This window comes from Aquibacillus albus, from assembly GCF_016908325.1.
Lineage (GTDB): Bacteria > Bacillota > Bacilli > Bacillales > Amphibacillaceae > Aquibacillus_A > Aquibacillus_A albus.
Genome location: NZ_JAFBDR010000005.1, coordinates 91,465 through 107,738 on the forward strand (window position 1 = coordinate 91,465; position 16,274 = coordinate 107,738).

Below are 16,274 nucleotides of genomic sequence, written 5' to 3' on the forward strand. Positions count from 1 at the left end.
AATGTGGAAGATTGGTTTGATTTGGTCTGTCATCGTTCTTCTGGTGATTTTTCAATGGAAAATGGATAAAAGTAAACAAAAGCTGAAGGGACTTGTAGTTAATAGTACACTATTTCTGATTGGGGGAGCACTTGCTACAATTATGGCGCTTGATGTTGAAGTGACCCGGCCAATCGTTTGGATCACCAATCTATTTCTCCCTGTCTATAAAGGAATATTTTAGGGTAACGGAGGGAGTCTGATTCAATTGAATCAAACAATCATTAGTCAGAAACAATTCTTTATCTTTACCTTCATGTATACGGTTGGAAGTGCGATTATTTTAGCTCCTCACATTCTTGCTAAAGTAACAGAACAGGATGCATGGCTTTCAGTGATAATAGGAGGATTAATTGGATTACTGCCTGCTCTTTTGTTTCACTGGATAGGTCAACAGTTGAAAGAAGAAGACTTTTTTGGAATGATTCAAACCGTATTCGGACGTGTGGTAGGGAAAATGGTTATATTCCTTTATGTATCCTTCTTTATATTTTTATCAGCACTGCTTCTACGAGAAATAGGCGATTTTATTTCAGCAATAATTTTAGTTAGCACACCACGTTACGTGACCAATCTTCTCATGTTTTTAATCATTTGTATGGGAGTGTTTTACGGAATTGAAGTAGTTGCCAGAGCTGCGGAGGTATTATTTCCTTGGATTATTATTCTATTCCTACCAATGTTTATTTTTTTGATACCAGAGTTTCAATGGGATTATTTACTACCAGTACTTAAAAACGGATTTTCTCCTGTATTCGAAGGAGCATTTCTATATTTCACCTTTCCTTTGGAATTGATAACTCTTGTAGTACTTTATCCTATCATTAATAAACATAAACAAATCAAAAAAACCTTCCTGTTCGGACTATTGATTGGAACCGGTTTAATTCTAATCGTCACGTTATATAGTATTTTGGTTCTTGGACCCGACTTATCCAGCAGGAATCTCTACCCAACATTTACGCTTGCCAAAAAGGTTAATGTTGCAAATTTCTTTCAAAGACTAGAAGTTTTCATGGCAGGAGTATGGATTATTACGATTTATGTTAAGTTAGCGGTAACCTTTTACGTTTCTGCCATTGGTATTGCAAAATTAACAAGCCTGGAAGATTACCGAAAAATTTTACTCGGTTTAGGAGCAGTATTGCTTGCATTAGCAGAATTCATTTCTCCTGACACTTCTGCTTTTTATGATTTTGCAACAGGGCCTGCAAGCATTCTTATCTCGATTTATGGGTTAATGATACCAATTATCATTGCAATTATCATGAAAATTGGAAAAAGAAAGAAGGAGAAAGGTAAGTAAGTGTATCTTACTAATTTTCCTAGGTAAACAAGGATAAGATTACAATTTCAGTAAAAAATAAAAGCAACACGAAAGGAGTTGACATAGATGAAAAAATTGTCAGCAATGTTTTTCACCGTACTTGCCGTTTCTATCTTTTTACTAGGCTTTGATTCTGTTCAAAAGAACGAGGTTTCATTAGCTAAAGCTGCAGATCCAGACATAATCAAAGGTGTAGAGAAAGTATTAGCAACTGTGCATGAGCTTAAAGATGTATTAGAAAAATCTCCAAAAGATAGCAAGAAAATTCATAAACTAGGTAAAAAGATATCCGAACAATGGGATGTAATCGAGAAAAAAGTTGAAAAGAAATACCCAGAAGCATACGTTGATATCGAAAAAAGTCTCTACCCATTGATTGGTTTTTCAAAAGAGGAAGATCCATCCGTGGAAAAACTGCAAGAGTTAATTAAACAAGTCGACAAAAAGCTTGAAAGATTTAAAAAGCATTTAGGTTAATGAATAGGTAGACATCATTACTGTTTTGGTTATGAGGGCTGATCCTTTCTTTCTCTATGGGACAGCCCTTTTTTTGCCGTTATTATCTCCTAAAGTTCCCTATTACTTCAACTGTTTCACTAACGCTCACAAATGCTGTCGGATCAACATTTGTAATTAGAGGCTTTACTATAGCTAATTCATAACGGGAGATGACTGTATATAGTACTTTTCGTTCGGTATTTGAATATGCTCCTTGTCCATCCATAACTGTAATACCGCGAATTAAATTTTTGATGAGCTCACTTTTCAACTCTTCTCCCCGATCTGTTACAACCATTAGGTTCAATTTAATATGACGCGTGTGAACACGGTCGATAACAATTCCGGTAATGTAAATCGAAGCCATCGTATAAAGTGCTAATTCCCATGAAAAGATAAAACCTGATATAAACACAACTACACTATTTAAAGCAAAAATTAACCCACCGAGAGGGATATCACGTTTTTTGGTGAGCACGAGGCCTATGATATCAAACCCTCCAGTTGATCCATAAAATCGAATAATTAGTCCAATTGATACACCTGCAATGACTCCTCCGAATACCGCAGACAGCAAGGCATCCTCAGTGACTTTAAATACAGGGATATACTGCATGGAAATAGATGTGACAAAAACCGAAAAAATACTGTTCCAGATAAATTCCTTTCCTAGCTTCATCCAACCAATAATTAATATAGGAATGTTTAAAATAACAAGCCAAATACCCGTATTAATTGGAGAAAGTAGTCCAAAAACCATGGCAAGCCCTGTTACTCCACCTGTTAAAACTTCATGAGGAAGTAGGAACAAATTAAAAGCAAATCCTAAGATTATCGAAGCAATGAATAATACAGCATATTTATATAAACGATTCATTTGATTGACACCCCGATCTAATTATTAATGAAAGTACCTAATGAATTTTAGTGGCGATGAAAATAAAAGTCAATCTTTTTTAGAAGGATATAGATAACTTTTTGCATCCTTCAATAAAAAATATTTTTAACATTTACAAAAAAAGGGAATGGTAGTTATATAACCTAAAACAAGAGATGGTGGTAGTCTTGCACATTGTAATTGCTATTTGGGTAATTGTCGCTTCCATACGTTGGGGGGATTGGAAAAGGTGGGAACAATATTACCCTACGATGTTATACATTATTTCGGCTGGGTTAGTGTATGAATTTTTCGCACAAACACAATTTCATTTATGGAAGATGAACGGAGAATGGTTACTAAATCATTCAATAGCAACCCTTTTACATATATTTATCATCAACCCATTAGCAACCTTTATCTTTTTATCGAATTATCCTGATCCATTGCCTAAACAGCTATTTCATATTACGAAGTGGGTAATCATATTTTTAATTGTTGAATGGGCTGGTTTACATTTTGATTATATTACACATAGTAATGGTTGGAGTTTAGGCTGGTCAGCACTATTTCTTTTTAAAATGTTCCCTATACTTCGGCTTCATTTTACCCACAAGCTATGGGCAATAACTCTTTCGGTATTCTGTGTTTTGTTCTATTTGTTTATCTTTGACTATATGTGAATGGGGCCTGACCCTCTTTCTTTGGGACAGCCCCTCATTTCTTTCACATCTTCATTTTTTCCTCTTCGCTTACGGCTTTCGCTTTGGCATCCATTTACGATTTTGATTTGAAGTTTCTGGAAAGGTATCTCCTGCTTTTAGACGTACAGACTGTGGGTCCTGTACCATGCTTCCTGTCTCACCTATTTCTACGTAAATACCATTATTCGGTGCTTTTTGACCTGGATTAAATTGATGATTTTGTCCCATAACACTTACCTCCTTTACTGTTTAGCATATCCGTTAATTCAGTCATTATTTCATTATATATTCACAAATTAAAGACGGGATCATGTATGCACTAAATAATCAAAAGGGGCTAATCCTACACATTAGGACAGCCCCTCCATCACGATTTATTTAATTGCTTGTTTTAACTCCCACTTTGATAATCTTTCTATAGTCATTTCCTGATCTGCAAAGAAACTTATACCAGTCGCATTTTCAGTTGGAAAAATCCGAGATGTCATTACTTTTTCTCCCCTATTGATGAAAATTTCAACCGATGACTTATCAATGAAGATTTGAAGATGAACATTTTTTGCCATATTGACAGTTGTACGGCGGAAGCCACCTGGACCTTTACCGGACTTATTACGGTCAAGTGTTACCGTACCTGCTTGCTGATCAAAAAGAAGTTTGGTCTCCTGGTTGACTTCATCATCCACTCGCAGCTTTAACCCAAAAGTTGTTGCTTCATTTGGATCGATATCGATCTCTAACTCCAAACAGTCACCTTCGACACCATTAAGAGACGATGCTCCATTCACTTGAACATTTTCATAGCTAACCTGATGTTGACGTAATGTCTGTAATTCTGGAACGGGCACTGTTCGTAAGTTATCCTTGTCCCTTGTTACTAATCTCGGTATCGTCATCGCTCCTGCATAACCGTGCGTCTGTGTCGGCATCTCACTTTCCCACATGTCCATCCATGCAACTAGGATGCGGCGACCTTGATCATCGACCATTGTTTGCGGAGCATAAAAATCAAAGCCATGGTCTAGCAGATGAAGGGCACCATGATTAAATTTTCCTGTATTATAATTGAGCTGTCCCATAATATAGCCAGCTTGGTGAAGGTTATGGTATTTATCACCTTCTGGTTCCAGGCCTTGAGGTGACATCACTAATACATCTTTTCCATCTAATTCAAATAAATCAGGACATTCCCACATGAAACCAAAATTCCCTTCTCCTTTGGCCATGATGGAAACAAAGTCCCATCGTATTAAATCTTCTGAACGATACAATAAAACCTGCCCAGTATTTTTTTTCGTTTTTGATCCTAATACCATATAATAGGTATCTCCACGCTTCCAAACCTTTGGATCTCGAAAATGAAAGATGTTAATATCTCCATCAGGAATTTCAGCAATAACTGGATTCTCTTTCAATTTTTCAAAATGAATCCCATCCTCACTGACAGCAACAGCTTGCACTTGTGTTAAGTCTTCATCTAACGGACCATCCTCAATCCAAACGTTTCCTGTATAAATCAGGTATAGCTTATCATCTTTTTCAATCGCACTACCTGAGAAACAGCCATCTTTGTCATACGGTTCACTTGGTGCTAACGCTATTGGTAAGTGCTCCCAATTGACTAAGTCCTTACTTTTCACATGACCCCAGTGCATTGGCCCCCACTTCGGATCATATGGATGGTGCTGATAAAACAAATGATATTCCCCTCTAAAGAAAGAAAAACCATTCGGATCATTCATCCAGTTAGCGGGCGGCATGACGTGATATTGGAGTCTCCATTCGTGCTGACTAACCTGATCTTTTATTTTATCAATCGCTTTATTTGCTCGTTCTATATTTTCTTGGTGATTTTGCAAAGTTTTCACTCCCTCACTAGATAACTAAGCCCGAAATACATCCATTCATTGAGATATAAATCTCTTCGTGTATTAATTTATCTGTCCGATAACTTTTAAATTTATTTACTAGTTACTTTATATACTCTAGCTTCATACGGTCGTAGAGCAAAAGCTGTCACATCTTCTTCCCGATTAACTTCATAGTTACTTAACAATAATTCAGCTACACTTACTTGCAAACTTTCTGGCATATCGAATGTTGTTTCTTCAGCAAAAAGATTCGTTATCACAAGGATCGTTTCACCGTTTAAAGCTCTCGTATACGCATAAATTTGATGATGATTCTTTAATACTAAATCGTAGCTTCCGTAAATCAGTGTCTCTTGTTCTTTTCTGAGATCGATTAATTTTTTATAATAATAATAAATGGAATTTTTATTATTTAACGCATCTTCTACATTAATTTCTTTATAATTTGGGTTCAATTTAAGCCAAGGGGTCCCAGTTGTGAATCCAGCATTATCCTCACTATTCCACTGCATTGGTGTTCTCGAGTTATCTCGGCCAGTTTGCCAAATCTCTTCCATAATTTCTTCGTGAGATTTTCCTTCTTCTCTTTCATTACGATATAAGTTCTTGATAGCAACATCATTGTAATCATCAATTGAATTAAATTTAACGTTAGTCATACCAATTTCTTGGCCTTGATAAATAAACGGAGTTCCTTGCATAAGGAAATACATTGTTGCTAGGCACTTTGCAAGTTTATCGTGGTATTCCTTTCCATCACCCCAGGTTGAAACAGATCGAGGTAAATCATGGTTTTCTAAAAATAATGCGTTCCAGCCAGATCCATCCAAACCTTTTTGCCATTTCGATAATATCTCTTTAAGTGCCTGAATGTCTAAACCACCAGTTGCACTTTCCCCCCACAAGTCTAAATGTTCGAATTGGAAAATCATATGAAACTTACCGTTTTCTTCTCCTACCCATTCATCGGCTTGGTCAACACTTACCCCATTAGCCTCGCCAACTGTCATGATATCGTATTTTTCGAAAGTTTCACGCTTTAGCTCTTCTAGAAATTCTTGGATTCCTTCACGATTCCTATGTCCTTTCATGGATGAAACATACTTTTTGTTTTTTGGATTAGGTAAGTCAGGAAAGCCAGGTACCTTTTTAATATGTGAAATCGCATCGATTCGGAATCCATCAATTCCTTTATCCAGCCACCAATTAATCATCTTATATAAATCTTTTCGAACGGCTGGGTTTTCCCAATTTAAATCCGGTTGTTTAGTAGAGAAAACGTGCATGAAATATTCCTGTGTTTTTTCATCATATTTCCAGGCAGATCCTCCAAAGATGGATTCCCAGTTATTCGGCTCTTTACCATCTTTGCCAGGATGCCAAATATAGTAATCACGGTAAGGATTATCTTTAGACGAACGTGATTCAATAAACCAAGGATGTTCATCTGAGGTATGGTTAATTACAAGATCCATGATAAGCTTCATATCAAGTCGGTGAGCTTCTGCTAATAACTGATCAAAATCTTCCATTGTCCCAAACTCTTCCATAATCCCTTTATAGTCGCTGATATCGTAGCCATTATCATCATTTGGAGATTTGTAAATGGGACAAATCCAAATAACATCAATACCGAGATTCTTTAAATAGTCCAGCTTTGAAATGACACCTTGGATATCGCCAATGCCATCTCCATTTGAATCCATAAAGCTTCGTGGATATATTTGATATGCTACTGCTTCTTTCCACCATGTTTTTTTCATAATATCTTACTCCCAACATTAATCTATTTAACTTTTAACGTACGCCTTTATCTATACTTAACCTAACTATTTCACAGCACCTTCTGCTACCCCTTCAATAATTTGCTTCTGTGCAAAGAAGTAGCCGATAATAACCGGAATAATCGCAATCGTTAATCCCGCTAATGCTAAATGCCATTGCTTCGTATATTGGCCAAAGAAGTAGAACATTTTCAACGGAATGGTCGCATTCGCTTCCCCTAAGACAAGCGATGGTAATAGGTAGTCGTTCCAAATCCAAATCACGTTCAAAATCGCAACCGTTACCGAGATTGGCTTTAGCAATGGAAAGATAATGTACCAGAACGTTTGAAATCGATTGGCACCATCAATAATTGCTGCTTCATCCAAGCTGACAGAGATACCAGTCATTGCACCATGATATAGGAAAATCGACAAACTACAGCCAAACCCTAGATACATAAAGATCAATCCCGCGGCATTTAACATGTCCACCTGACCAAATAAAGCGACGAGTGGGATCATGACAGATTGAAACGGAATCAGCATGGCGGAAACAAACACCAATAGGATCACGCCACTTAGTTTGCTTTTGTTTCTTGCCAAGACGTAGCCTGCCATCGATGAAAACAAAATGATAATGCCTACACTCATGCCAGTGATGATGACGGAATTAAAAAACGATTGGATGAAGGTTAAATCTTCGAATGCTTGGACAAAGTTGTCTGAAGTTAATGCTTGCGGAAGCCCAAGCACCCCTTCAAAAATTTCTCTTTTCGTTTTAAATGCGTTGACAACCATTAAGTAAAACGGTGAAAGCCACAATAAAGCGAGTAACACACCTACAATTTCAATGATGATTAAATTTCGTCTCGTTTTTTGCATTACATGTCGACCTCCCGTTTTTTATTGTAATATACTTGCGTAATCGCTATCACGGCAACAATTAGGAAGAAAATAACCCCTTTGGCCTGGGCAAATGCCATTTGGTTTTCGTTGAACGCCGTCTTTACGATTTCCATGGCAACCATTTGGGTCGAGTTATATGGTCCACCATTGGTTAAGGATAAGTTTTGATCATAAATTTTAAACGATGTCGATAACGTTAAAAACATACTTATCGTAAATGCCGGTGCGACAAGCGGAAACGTAATGTTTCGGAATCGCTGCCAGCTGCTCGCTCCATCGATTTGTGAAGCTTCGATTAATTCGTTCGGGATATTTTGTAAATAGGCAATATAAATGATCATGATATAGCCGGCCATTTGCCAACACGTTAAAATAACAAGGCCCCAAAAGCCGGTGTTTGTTGTGGATAACCAGCCACTTAACGCTTCGATGCCTAGGGCTGTTCCAATATCATCAAACACACTGACAAAAATAAACTGCCAAATGAAACCTAAAATCAATCCACCAATTAAGTTTGGCATAAAGAAAATCGTTCTTAAAAAGTTACTAGACTTCAGTTTTCTCGTTACAAGTAAAGCAAGGATTAAACCTAGGATATTTAACAAAATTACAGATGCAACCGAGAATTTTATCGTAAACCATAAGGCCGCTCGAAACTCTTCATCTTGAAACAACTTGATATAATTTTCAAAGCCTAAGAATGTGGTAGCCTTGATCCCATTCCAATCCGTAAAGGAATAAAACAAACCATAAATAAATGGAATGACGACAACTAAACTTAATCCTAATATAACCGGTGTTAAAAATAGCCAGAATGTAAAATCCCGGTTTTTCATTTCAATTCCTCCTCGAATTCAATTAAAAGAGTGATTGGTAACAACTCACTTATACTTCATTCCTTAAAATTTACTAAGCGAATTACTTCTCTACTAAATTTCATGCTTCTTAACATGCAAAAAAGCTAACAAAACAAATAACCCAATGTTTTGTTAGCTTTGTTTTGCTTTCCCGTTATTGACGCGGTTCTTCCCACTTAGCAATCGAGTCTTCTATTAATTCTTCCCATGTCATTTCATCAGATAAATACTTCTGCATATTCGCTCCTAAGATATCTCCCCAGGCATTACTTGGATATCCTGCAAATACCCATCCTATAGTATTCCCTTCAGAAGCGTAATCATAAATGTCTTGAGAAAGTGGATCAGAAATTTTTTCTGTATCATATCCTTCATAAGCAGGGATAAAGTTGAACTCATTTAATACATAATCTTTACCAGTTTCAGAAGTGTACATCCAATCTAAGAAATCTTTAGAAACTTCAATTACTTCCTCATCACTATTACTATTTACAGCCCAATAGTTAGGAATCCCTACAGGAATACTTCCTTCATAGCCTTCCACCGGAATTGGCAAAATACCTATACTGTTCGCTGCAAATTCAGGATCCATTTCTTGAACAGATGGGTACACCCAGTTTCCTTGCTGAATAATAGCGACTTTTTGTAACGAAAAGTACTCTTCTACTTGCTGTGAATAATCAAGACTTAATGTTGGTTGAACGGAATATTCATTTTGAAGATCAAATACTCTTTTTAATTCATCAGATTTTTCAAACGTTACTGTATCAGCATTATAAGCTTCTGTTACATTATGATTAAATTCTGGTGCTAAATATACGTTTGATAAATGGTTACCACCAACCCATTTTTCCTTGGCAGGATAAGCAAATACCGCTTCGATTCCTAATTCTTCTTTCTTACTATCTAAAGTTTTTACTGCATTTTCCAAATCACCATATGTTATGATTTCGTTTGGATCGATGCCTGCTTGTTCAAAAATATTTTTATTGTAAATGAAACCATATCCTTCTTGGTTAAAAGGAAGACCTAAAACTTCGTCACCTTCCGTAACCCCAGCAAGGCTCCCTTCAAGAGCTAAGTCAGCCGCATCCGTATCTGATAAATCGGTTAAATACTGCCTAAACTGCTCTGCTTCAGAGGGTCCTGCAATACTAAAAATCTCCGGTTCTTCCCCAGATGAGAATCTGGTTTTGAGTGAGGTTAAGTAGTCTGTACCCCCACCCACACTTGTAATTTTTATATCTACACCTGGATTTTCTTCTTCATAACTCTCTGCTAGACTTTCAAACTGTTTTGCAAATTCTACTTTACCTTGAACAATCTCAATTGTTATTTTTTCTGATGCTACTCCAGATTCTCCACCTGTCGATACGCACCCTGCTAATAGAATACTAGCTACGACTAATGCAAAAGCTATTTTGACGTAAACTTTATTCATGATGAGTTACTCTCCTTTTTAACTGAACTTTTTGTTTTGAATCGCTTTCACAATTGAATTATAAATCTAGCTTAAAAATATGTCAATCGTTTTCACAATATAAAAACTTCAAAAAGTCTATATTTATCCCAACTAAAACCAACAATCAACGATATTTTATATATAATTTTAATGTATTTATGAAAACGTTTGACATAATATGTTATGATGTAATTACAGTATTCAAATTATACGCGTCAGCTTTTTTAATTTCATGTTAAAATGATAATATTACTTAAACCAAAAAAGTGCATAGCAAAGGAGTCGCATCATGGTAAGCATAAAAGATGTCGCAAAAGCAGCAGGTGTATCTGTTACAACCGTGTCAAGAGTTATGAATAATAGAGGGTATATAGGAAAGGAAACTCGAAAAAAAGTAGAAAATGCGATGAGAGAGTTAGATTATCAACCAAATCAAATTGCTCGTGCATTACTTAAAAATCAATCCTTTGTAATCGGTATCATTGTTCCTGATTTAAGTCATCCGCTTTTTTCTGAATTAATCAATTGGATTGAGGCCTATGCTAGTGAAAAGGATTATAAACTTCTTGTTTGTAACTCCTTGCAAAATGCAGAGAAAGAAACAAATTATATCAGTATGCTTCGCAAAAATCGAGTCGATGGAATTATTATGTGCAGCCACAACTTAGATGTTGAAGAATATCGTAATGTGGCTATGCCGATTGTTTCGTTTGACCGTATTTTATCTTCAACTATCCCATATGTTGCCAGTGACAATTACCGTGGAGGAGAAGTAGCTACTAACCACTTAATTGAAAAGGGTTGCAATAAATTACTTCACATATCAGGCCCACTGGACTATGAGTTGTTGCCTAACCGAAGAAGTGATGCTTTTCAATTAACCTGTATGAAGTCAGGAATCGATTGTAAAATCATTCAAGGTGCCCATGTAAAAGCAACCTTTGAAGACAATTGGAATTTTATTGATAGAGAAATCGCTTCACACCTTACCGATTATGACGGAATATTTTGTAGTAATGATTTCATGGCCTACACTCTCTATGTGTACGCTTCAAAAAAAGGAATAAAAGTTCCCGAACAATTAAAAATTATTGGATATGATTATCATAGCTTTACTAGAATGTTAAGAAACCCTTCTCTAACAACGATTAAACAACCATTAGACCGAATTGGTAAGAGATTATCTTCCTTGCTCATTAACCAAATTGAAGATAATGATTTAGACCGGAATAATACTGTGTTTGATGTAGAATTAATTCAGGGAGATACAACCTAAAAAAGAACAAAGTCATGTTTTATTCTAACTGACTTTGTTCTTTTTCATTTGATATTCTATAATGTTACGCCCACCACATATCCGCTGGTGCTTCGGCAATATTAACACTCTTTAAATTCTTCACAGCTCTACTAAAGCCTTCATCAATTGACATGATTGGATCTTCATGCTCAATACTGATAACGTGATCATAACCAAAGGTTCGTAGTGCACTTACAATGTTGGACCATTCTTGAATGCTATGACCATATCCTACTGAACGGAAGCTCCAAGCTCTTGTTTTCACTTCCGAATACGGCTGCATATCTGTTAGTCCATACATGTTTACATTGTCTTGATCAATATACGTGTCTTTAGCATGGAAATGGTGAATCGCATCTTCTTTACCTAAAATTTTAATCGCTGCTACCGGATCAATGCCCTGCCACCACAAATGACTTGGGTCGAGGTTAGCACCAATGGCATCATTGGTTGCTTCTCTTAGTTTCAACATCGTATATGGTGTGTGTACAAGGAAGCCAGCATGTAATTCAAGCCCGATTTTCACACCATGTTGTTTCGCTAATTCCCCTTGCTCTTTCCAATAAGGAATTAATTTTTCTTCCCATTGCCATTTCAATATGTCACCATATTCATTTGGCCATGGCGTTACAGGCCAATTCGGGTATTTTGCATCCTCGCTATCACCAGGAGTCCCTGAGAAAGTATTAACAACAGGTACATCAAGTAGGCTTGCCAATTTAATCGTTTTTACTAGTGCCTCATGTGATTCTTGTGCAAATGCTTTATCAGGTGAAATTGGATTTCCGTGGCAGCTGAATGCACTAATTGTAAGTCCACGAGCATCTACTTTTTCCTTAAATTCTTTTCGTTTTTCTTCACTTTCTAACAATCCATCTAAATCACAATGGGCATTACCTGGATAACCACCAGTGCCTATTTCAACAGCGTCTAATCCGGACGCCTTAACATGATCCAGCATCTCATCTAATGATTTTTCTGCAAATAAAACGGTAAATACGCCTAGCTTCATAAAATTCCCTCCATACAACATTTCATCAATGTATTGTTCGACTTCAAATTTAGTAAAAAAACTAGAGCACCCACAATTAGTTTATTTGTGAATGCCTAAGTTTTCTTATTTCATACATTACTGGCCTACTGTTTCTTTTCCTTGTGCAGACTCTAAAGCATTGATAATCACTTCTAATGATTTCTTACCTTCTTCTCCATTAATAAGCGGATTTTTGTCGTGAACAATCGCATCAACAAAGTGATCAATCACACCAGTGTTGGTTTGACCGCCTTCATCGTTTGATTGAATTTTTCCTAGCTCATACTTTACTACTTCACCACTTGTATATTGAGCAATTAGCGAATACTCAGGATCATCTTCTAGACGAAGTGTTCCCTTTTCCGCATAAATAACGGTAGAATTATCTTCTTTGGCGTTATACGCCCAGCTAGCAGTTAAAGTTCCGATTATGCCGCTTTCAGATTTTAAAATACAAACAGCATTATCATCGACTTCCGTATTTTCTTTTGCACTTGTTTCAATGAACCCAGCAACTTGGACAAACTCTTCTCCTAATAGGTGACGAAGTAAATCCGCTTTATGAACACCAAGGTCACCCATCGCTCCAATAAAAGCTTTGTCCTTGTTAAAGAACCAGCTATCCGCACCATCGATACTCCATCCCTCTGGACCACCATGGCCAAAAGTTGTACGGAAGCTATAAATCTTGCCTAATTCTCCGCTTTCGATTATCGCTTTTGCCTTTACATGAGAAGGAACAAAGCGTTGGTTATGAGCAATCATTAACTTTTTACCAGCCGCTTCAGCTGCCTTTATCATTTGATCTGCTTCTTCTCTTGAAGTTGCCATCGGTTTTTCACACAAGACATGACATCCAGCATTTGATGCAGCAATACTAACTGGTGCATGTAAATAGTTTGGTAGACAAACACTTACTGCATCTACATCCTCTGCTTTTAATAGTTGATTATAATCCGTGTATGCAGTCGCACCATACTGTTCTGCTGTTGCTTGAGCTCTCTCCTCAACAATGTCACAAACTGCTACAATATCAACCTCTGAATTGTTATGATACTCCAATAAATGTCTATGCTTAGCAATACTTCCGCATCCAATAACTGCTACTTTTAATTTTGCCATGCTACATTTCTCCTTTTATTATTATTTTTTTGAGATTTCCTCTAATGGTTTTGCATTGCCATAAACAGATGTTGGCGTGTTTCTGTTACGCACCCAATTCACACCATTTTTAATGACAGTTTGAATTTCCTTGTTATGATACGTTGGGTACGTTTCATGTCCTGGACGGAAATAGAAGACTCTTCCTTTACCACGTTGATAGGTAGCCCCACTACGAAATACTTCGCCACCTTCAAACCAACTGACAAAAACTAATTCATCTGGAGCTGGAATATCAAAATGCTCGCCATACATTTCTTCTTTTTCCAATTCTATATACTGTCCAAGACCTTCTGTAATTGGATGGCTTGGATCAACAACCCAAAGACGCTCTTTATCGTCTGCTTCGCGCCATTTCAAATCACATGTTGTACCCATTAATTTTTTGAAAATTTTGGAGAAGTGACCAGAGTGTAAAACAACAAGTCCCATTCCTTCTAGTACACGTTTATGTACCTTTTCAACTACTTCATCGGCAACCTCATCATGCGCCATATGCCCCCACCAAACGAGGACGTCAGCTTCACTCAATATTTCATCTGTTAAGCCATGTTCAGGCTCGTCTAATGTTGCTGTTTTAACATTGATATTGTCTTCCTGTAAAAAATCTGCGATTGCCCCATGAATTCCTTTTGGGTAAATTTCAGAAACTACCGGGTTCTTTTTTTCATGTCTATTTTCATTCCATACTACTACGTTCATGGTGATACTCCTTTATCTGTTAAGTTTGTTATTCAAATAATTGATGCTTATTTCAATACTCTCGAATGGTGTACGACGGCTTACGTCTTGCTCAACGACCCACCACTCAACACCTGATTCTTCACCAAGATTTAAAACAGCTTCTAGATCAACACCACCAGTACCTAGTTCAGCAAAAAAACGTTCCTCGTCTGTTGTCATATCTTTTAAGTGGACGATTGGTGTTCTTCCTTTATAACGATTAATCCAGTCAACTGGATTTTCTCCAGCTTTTGTTAGCCAATAAATATCTAATTCTGTTGCTGTTTTTGTCTCATCAAAAATAGTCTCAAGCGCCGTTTTTCCATTAGATAGACGTTCAAGTTCAAAATCATGATTATGGTAGCAAAGCGTAATTCCTTCTTGTTGGCACTTTTCCACCGCTTCGTTTAAAAACGTAACTAACGCTTGATAGTCTGCTTCACTTCTTTGGTCTGGCATTAAAAAGGGAACAGAAATGAACTTACTGCCAATGACTTTATGATCCTGAATCACTTGATCTAAATCATTTTTCAATTGATCAAGTGGCACATGACTACCAGCTGCTCGTAAGCCAATATCATCTAACAACGCTTTTACTTCTTGCGCTGAATACCCTCCAAAGCCAGCAAATTCCACACCATCATAGCCAATTTCAGCTACTTTTTTTAGTGTGCCAGCGAAATCCTTTTCCGCTTCTTCTCTCAAAGTAAACATTTGAACTGCAACAGGAATTTGTTTCATGCTATCTCCTCTTTTCTATAAATGATAATAATCTACAAAAGTAAGGAATCGCTTGCAATCACTCACTTCTTAAACATAGATGTAGAAACCGTAACAAATTAAATGATTCAAATTCTATTTTTCTTTTTTACATCACGTATTTGATTACATGATAAACGATATATACTGAAATGAACATAAATGATATGATTAAAACATGTACTATTTTGCTGAAAGAGGTGCAAAAAATGAAGATTGGATTTTGTGGGTATTCTTATCATACACAAGGGTATTCCTCGTTTACCTCCAGGCTCGATGCATATTTATTCCGCCTTCAAACAGAAGGTGTGTGTGAAGCCGTTGTCAAAGGAAAAAAAATTGTCATTGAAAAGGGGGATCTTCTGCTTGTGAAGCCTGGAGATCAATATGAATTACTAATCGAAGAGGGGCAAAATAGTGGAGATTATCACTTATTTTGCGAAGGGGATTGGATTGATAAATGGTGGGAACGAAACACTAAGCCTACCGTTGCTCGCATCGATCTTGATGAAAAATTATTAGCTCTTTGGCGGCATCTTATTGCCGAAGACCGCCGTCCACCTTCTGAAAAAAGTGAAGAGCTTTCTCAAAATTTGTTACGTGCACTTTGTTTAACTTTCGAGCAAATGATTAACGAAAAGGCACCATCATTCAGCCGACCATACGTTGTGACACGAATGATGCGTTACATCGAAGAACATGCAACTGCATCAACCTTTAAAGTTGAGGAAGTTGCACGAGACGCTAAGTTAAGTGTATCTCGCTCTGTTCATTTGTTTAAAAACCATGTCGGTAAAACCATGCTGGAATATGCACAGGAAATTCGCATGAAAACTGCGATTGACCAGATGAAATACACGACAATGACGCTCGATCGAATTGCAGAAAACTGTGGATTCGGCACCTACTCCTATTTCCATAGAGTTTTCAAAAAACAGTATGGTGTCGCACCAGGAAAATACCGTCGATTAGAATAATGTGTTTATGGGAGACC

The 16,274-nt window shown here is 36.9% G+C and carries 17 protein-coding genes; 6 read left to right on the forward strand and 11 right to left on the reverse strand.

Annotation, left to right across the window (positions count from 1 at the left end; genetic code table 11):
* The first annotated feature begins 1 nt into the window (after nucleotide 1).
* From JOC48_RS06215 to JOC48_RS06225, 3 genes are all read left to right on the forward strand, one after another.
* Entirely contained in the window at nucleotides 2-223 is a 222-nt protein-coding gene (locus tag JOC48_RS06215; RefSeq protein ID WP_204498212.1) for a hypothetical protein, read from the forward strand.
* Between the two features lie 24 nt (nucleotides 224-247).
* A complete protein-coding gene (locus JOC48_RS06220) occupies nucleotides 248-1,345 on the forward strand; it encodes a GerAB/ArcD/ProY family transporter (RefSeq protein ID WP_204498213.1) in 1,098 nt (365 codons plus the stop codon).
* Nucleotides 1,346-1,432: 87 nt separating this feature from the next.
* Nucleotides 1,433-1,843 (forward strand): hypothetical protein, encoded by a 411-nt coding sequence (locus tag JOC48_RS06225; protein ID WP_204498214.1) that lies wholly within the window; start codon nucleotides 1,433-1,435, stop codon nucleotides 1,841-1,843.
* 82 nt (nucleotides 1,844-1,925) lie between these two features.
* Here JOC48_RS06225 and JOC48_RS06230 read toward each other — a convergent pair whose 3' ends face one another.
* The gene (locus JOC48_RS06230; protein ID WP_204498215.1) at nucleotides 1,926-2,741 is read right to left on the reverse strand and encodes a YitT family protein; all 816 of its coding nucleotides are present in this window, start codon (nucleotides 2,739-2,741) and stop codon (nucleotides 1,926-1,928) included.
* A 179-nt stretch (nucleotides 2,742-2,920) separates the two neighbouring features.
* On the opposite strand from JOC48_RS06230, the gene JOC48_RS06235 reads away from it, so the two are divergent.
* Entirely contained in the window at nucleotides 2,921-3,424 is a 504-nt protein-coding gene (locus tag JOC48_RS06235) for a CBO0543 family protein (RefSeq protein ID WP_204498216.1), read from the forward strand.
* Between the two features lie 69 nt (nucleotides 3,425-3,493).
* On the opposite strand, the gene JOC48_RS06240 is transcribed toward JOC48_RS06235, so the two are convergent.
* The 6 genes from JOC48_RS06240 to JOC48_RS06265 all read right to left on the reverse strand — a co-directional run bounded on the left by JOC48_RS06240 (nucleotide 3,494) and on the right by JOC48_RS06265 (nucleotide 10,286).
* Nucleotides 3,494-3,673 carry a YjzC family protein gene (locus JOC48_RS06240; protein WP_204498217.1) on the reverse strand — a complete coding sequence of 60 codons (180 nt, stop codon included), beginning with the start codon at nucleotides 3,671-3,673 and terminating at the stop codon, nucleotides 3,494-3,496.
* Between the two features lie 146 nt (nucleotides 3,674-3,819).
* Complete coding sequence (locus JOC48_RS06245; protein ID WP_239584225.1) at nucleotides 3,820-5,304, reverse strand: glycoside hydrolase family 32 protein; 1,485 nt, start codon at nucleotides 5,302-5,304, stop codon at nucleotides 3,820-3,822.
* Between the two features lie 101 nt (nucleotides 5,305-5,405).
* The gene (locus tag JOC48_RS06250; RefSeq protein ID WP_204498219.1) at nucleotides 5,406-7,079 is read right to left on the reverse strand and encodes a glycoside hydrolase family 13 protein; all 1,674 of its coding nucleotides are present in this window, start codon (nucleotides 7,077-7,079) and stop codon (nucleotides 5,406-5,408) included.
* A gap of 66 nt (nucleotides 7,080-7,145) precedes the next feature.
* Nucleotides 7,146-7,964, reverse strand: coding sequence for a carbohydrate ABC transporter permease (locus tag JOC48_RS06255; protein ID WP_204498220.1), 819 nt, complete (start codon nucleotides 7,962-7,964; stop codon nucleotides 7,146-7,148).
* Nucleotides 7,964-8,824 (reverse strand): carbohydrate ABC transporter permease, encoded by an 861-nt coding sequence (locus JOC48_RS06260; protein ID WP_204498221.1) that lies wholly within the window; start codon nucleotides 8,822-8,824, stop codon nucleotides 7,964-7,966. Before JOC48_RS06260 ends, JOC48_RS06255 begins: the two co-directional genes overlap by 1 nt.
* 175 nt (nucleotides 8,825-8,999) lie before the next feature.
* A complete protein-coding gene (locus tag JOC48_RS06265) occupies nucleotides 9,000-10,286 on the reverse strand; it encodes an ABC transporter substrate-binding protein (RefSeq protein ID WP_204498222.1) in 1,287 nt (428 codons plus the stop codon).
* Between the two features lie 310 nt (nucleotides 10,287-10,596).
* On the opposite strand from JOC48_RS06265, the gene JOC48_RS06270 reads away from it, so the two are divergent.
* Entirely contained in the window at nucleotides 10,597-11,583 is a 987-nt protein-coding gene (locus tag JOC48_RS06270; RefSeq protein ID WP_204498223.1) for a LacI family DNA-binding transcriptional regulator, read from the forward strand.
* Nucleotides 11,584-11,647: 64 nt separating this feature from the next.
* On the opposite strand, the gene JOC48_RS06275 is transcribed toward JOC48_RS06270, so the two are convergent.
* The 4 genes from JOC48_RS06275 to JOC48_RS06290 all read right to left on the reverse strand — a co-directional run bounded on the left by JOC48_RS06275 (nucleotide 11,648) and on the right by JOC48_RS06290 (nucleotide 15,262).
* Nucleotides 11,648-12,616 carry a sugar phosphate isomerase/epimerase family protein gene (locus tag JOC48_RS06275; RefSeq protein ID WP_204498224.1) on the reverse strand — a complete coding sequence of 323 codons (969 nt, stop codon included), beginning with the start codon at nucleotides 12,614-12,616 and terminating at the stop codon, nucleotides 11,648-11,650.
* A gap of 117 nt (nucleotides 12,617-12,733) precedes the next feature.
* Nucleotides 12,734-13,759 carry a Gfo/Idh/MocA family protein gene (locus JOC48_RS06280; protein ID WP_204498225.1) on the reverse strand — a complete coding sequence of 342 codons (1,026 nt, stop codon included), beginning with the start codon at nucleotides 13,757-13,759 and terminating at the stop codon, nucleotides 12,734-12,736.
* 21 nt (nucleotides 13,760-13,780) lie between these two features.
* Nucleotides 13,781-14,500, reverse strand: coding sequence for a ThuA domain-containing protein (locus tag JOC48_RS06285; protein ID WP_204498226.1), 720 nt, complete (start codon nucleotides 14,498-14,500; stop codon nucleotides 13,781-13,783).
* 12 nt (nucleotides 14,501-14,512) lie between these two features.
* Nucleotides 14,513-15,262: a sugar phosphate isomerase/epimerase family protein gene (locus JOC48_RS06290; RefSeq protein ID WP_204498227.1), complete on the reverse strand. Its 750-nt coding sequence runs from the start codon at nucleotides 15,260-15,262 to the stop codon at nucleotides 14,513-14,515.
* Between the two features lie 227 nt (nucleotides 15,263-15,489).
* Here JOC48_RS06290 and JOC48_RS06295 point away from each other — a divergent pair, with 227 nt between their 5' ends.
* Nucleotides 15,490-16,257 carry an AraC family transcriptional regulator gene (locus tag JOC48_RS06295; RefSeq protein ID WP_204498228.1) on the forward strand — a complete coding sequence of 256 codons (768 nt, stop codon included), beginning with the start codon at nucleotides 15,490-15,492 and terminating at the stop codon, nucleotides 16,255-16,257.
* The last annotated feature ends 17 nt before the right edge of the window (nucleotides 16,258-16,274 follow it).